Source organism: Gluconacetobacter dulcium (genome assembly GCF_014174165.1).
GTDB lineage: Bacteria > Pseudomonadota > Alphaproteobacteria > Acetobacterales > Acetobacteraceae > Gluconacetobacter > Gluconacetobacter dulcium.
Window position 1 is genome coordinate 1 of the sequence record NZ_JABEQN010000053.1, and the last position, 2,585, is coordinate 2,585.

The 2,585-nt window shown below is 51.5% G+C and carries 1 protein-coding gene; it reads right to left on the bottom strand.

All coding sequences use genetic code 11. From position 1 onward, the window contains the following. Positions 1 to 336: 336 nt before the first annotated feature. Positions 337 to 2,298 (bottom strand): ATP-binding protein, encoded by a 1,962-nt coding sequence (locus HLH25_RS19815; RefSeq protein WP_220791931.1) that lies wholly within the window; start codon positions 2,296 to 2,298, stop codon positions 337 to 339. Positions 2,299 to 2,585: the final 287 nt, after the last annotated feature.

A 2,585-nucleotide genomic window follows, 5' to 3' on the forward strand; every position in this document is an offset into this window, starting at 1 on the left:
CTCTGTCTGCATCGGGTCTCTGGCCTCGCTCGCGGATTTTCCTTTTCCAACAAGAACTTTCGCCGTTTTCAGAGCCCGATGTACCTACTCGTGTGAGATATCCGGGTTAGCTCAGGCCGCAATAACCGAGTCTACCGGTTCGCTACCCACCCAGTTCCCAGAGGACGAACCAGACACTGCCCCTTCTAAAGAAATTGTAGCAAAGTACTTTTAGCCCAATGTCTCCACGTAGGAAAAATCGGCAATATAGCACAAACGATCATTGCAATTTTTTTGTGGAAAAATTCCCGTAAATATCTTTACTGGTTTAAACAATGATCTTCTGTCTTGCTGCTATTATCGCCTCGGTCGCCGAAATCGTCGCGCCTTGTCTTTTTGCTCCTCTAAATACGACATATTTAATTCAATCGTCGAGATCAAGTTCGCATCTGGGCTCATTGTCAGAGCCTTTAGAAGATGATCTTTTGCTTCGCGGGCATACTGCTCAAATTGATCCCATGCTCTTTCCCGTGTGGCATGAGGCGTTTTACTGCGTCGAGCCGTTGCGAGGCACTTATTAGCCATGCCAATAAGGGCATCTCCTCGAAGTTGATGGAATGATGCGCTGTAATGAACTTCATTGTGTTCTTTTGCATAGCCATCGAGCAATTGGATGGCATTCCTATGGTCGCGGCTCCGTATCATTGCGACAATCACACGACGAAGCTCGCGTTCTTCGAGCCGACCACTGGCCGCACGGGAAAGTAATCGATGGGCAATAGCCCTATATTCATCGCTCGTGTCTTTTCCCGAAACCAAGGCTTCGCTAAATTGCAGCAGAACGTCCCGTGACAGGTGCTCCCATTCGTTTCCGTCGGTTTTAAGCCATTTGACCAAGGGGGCGGGATCCCGCAGCGATGTCAATACTTCAGCGAACAACTGCAACGCGCGGGCATTTCCTGGATCACGTTCCAGAATTTTCGTTACCGACCGTTGAGCCTCTTCCCAATCGCCGATAGCCAAATCTTGTTCAACCGACCTGATCTCCCGCATCATAGCGTAGCGAGGATGCGCCGGCAGAACGCAAATAACTCGTGCCTCATCGACGTCAAATACGGGTGGTGGACAGCCTTCTTCACGCATGGTCCGGAGAATGGTTGGTATTCCCTGCCCTTCGGCTTGAGCGATTTGCAAGCGATTGAAAAACCAAGCCAATGTTTGATTGCGCCATCGTGGTGCCGCCTCACCATGCCTGAATTTTTCAAGACCAACGCCCAATGGTAGTCCTCCCGGAGAAAGAACCTCGATTCGGTCCTCAAAAACCGTCACCCTAGTCGGATCACTTTCTCCATAATCACGGTGTGCTAGTGCGTTACCCATTGCCTCATAAAGCGCTCGTCTTGGATACTTTACTGAATTGGGATTGACTTTATCATTCTTGTCAAATGTGATAAAAGATTGAACATCCAGCAGTTCATTCAGTCGGCGTGATTGCTCAATGATTGTTCCAGCTAGCTCGTGTCGTTCAGCTTGAACGTCCGAGCGATCACGGCCAGGATAAATTGAAAACAAACTTATCATCCCTGGGATGAAGCGCTGTGGTTCACGACCAAAAAGTAGAATAGCAAAGTTTCGAGGCCGAAGAATATTAGTCATTGGCTCCCGGCCACAGAGCGGCGGAACCATCGCACTGAGTTGCACATCATCGGAGAGGTAGGCTTCAACCCCCCGGTCGGCCGAGAACACACGCATGCGTTGCAAAGCGTCGCGTATTGCCAACAGATCCAAATCGTTGACCGTTGCCGCCGAACAAACTCGTCGATCCCATGGTTCCTGAGCTCCCTTGCGGACGAGCAATTCACGGAGGGTGCCATTTCTCGCTTCTCGCGTCTCGCGCCCCATCCGGACCCAATGTTTGGCACCATCGTTGCCACTCCTTACACTATGGGCGTAACCAGTCGACGGCTGAATAAATATCAGCAGGCGAGTCGACGGATCATCACTTGGCATTTCGTGAACGAGAGGCGAGATGGGCGGGGAGACTCTATCTCGGCACCTCTGAAGAACTTGTCCTTCAACTTCCTTCAGCCGGCTCGAAGTCAATCCAACTCGCACGAGCTTTGGAAAATCATGCTCATCCTTTACTTCTTGCGCGCCGCAAATCACATATCCTCCACCGAGATTGGCGAGGTCATTTGCGAAGGCGGAAAGGGTTTGCACGACGTCGTCAACATCTGCGACGTTCTCCTTCCATTCGATCTGTTCAGATTCACGAATCGCGAGTTGCTCTAGGTCGATGGAGAGGTCAGCAGCACACATGGCGAGATGGGGTTCGAGATCGCTTGACATGACACAACCTTAAATGCTGACGGACGATGAGGCTAGACTTCGCTAGTGAATAGATACAGTCAAAATTGGGGCACACAGCCCTTGCGAGGATCATTTGTGTAGAGGCGCGCTCTGCTGGCTGACCGCCTCAGAACCCGACCTTCCGCTCCCCCCCCTGTCTGTTGGTGATGTGCGAGGATGTATAGCGGAAGGGAGCCCGTCCCCCCCGAGGGTCTGGAGCCCGTTTGGGAGCATGGGTCCCTTCCGCCTTTGCTCAA

Coding starts and splice junctions, on each gene's coding strand:
- HLH25_RS19815 (WP_220791931.1), bottom strand. CDS start 2,298: ATGTGTGCTGCTGACCTCTCCATCGACCTAGAGCAACTCGCGATTCGT.